An 876-nucleotide genomic window follows, 5' to 3' on the forward strand; every position below is an offset into this window, starting at 1 on the left:
TTATGTGCCCTTGCAAGATGGGCAGCGTGCCTGGAGGGTTTGAAACATGCCACAGGTAGCGGTAGCGGTAGCGGTAGCAGCGGCGGCAGCGGCAAATGCGGTTGCGACATCGGCTGCGGTTATTGCAGCGCTTGGCGGGTATGCCGCGGCGGCGGCTGCGCTTGGTGCCATTGTCGGTGCGGCCATATCTTATGCCGGGGCGATGATTTTTGCAAAAAAGCCGAAATCGGCGGGTTTGGCTGATGTTGGCGGCCATAGCCAAATGATCAAGCAGGCGATCACATCGCGCAGGATTGTCTATGGTGAAACCATCGTTTCCGGCCCGATTACCTATTTGGCGGTGACGGGTAACAAGCGGTATTTGCATGTTCTGATTACGCTGGCCGGGCATTCGGTTGAAGAAATCGGCGATGTGTATTTCGGTGATACTGTTGTGCTGTCGGGGGCAAGATCAGGTGAGGCAGATGGCAAATACCGCGACTTTGCGACAATCTATAAGGGCAACGGCACTGATGATGGCGATGCGGATTTATTAGCCGCGATGCGGTCTTATCATTCCGAATGGTCTAATGATCACTGTCAGCTTGGATGTGCAAAGCTGTATTGCATTCTGGGATGGGATACAAAAATTTATGCATCCGGGATTCCCCAGATCAAATGTATGGTCAAGGGTAAAAATGATATTTTAGACCCCCGCACGGGCGAGCGGGGTTATAGCAATAATTGGGGGTTGTGCGTTGCCGACTATATCACGATCCCGCTTGGTGTTGATGCTGCCCGGGATGATGTTGATGACGATGACCTGATTGCGTCCGCTAATATTAGCGATGAAGATATTCCCCTTGCCGATGGCTTAACGGAAAAACGCTATGTCGT

Annotated in this window: 1 pseudogene; it reads left to right on the plus strand. The window is 52.4% G+C overall.

From position 1 onward, the window contains the following. Nucleotides 1-46: 46 nt before the first annotated feature. A pseudogene (locus THS27_RS26280) lies at nt 47-876 on the plus strand (hypothetical protein); the annotation flags it as partial.

It is taken from the genome of Thalassospira sp. MCCC 1A01428, from assembly GCF_002115825.1.
Lineage (GTDB): Bacteria > Pseudomonadota > Alphaproteobacteria > Rhodospirillales > Thalassospiraceae > Thalassospira.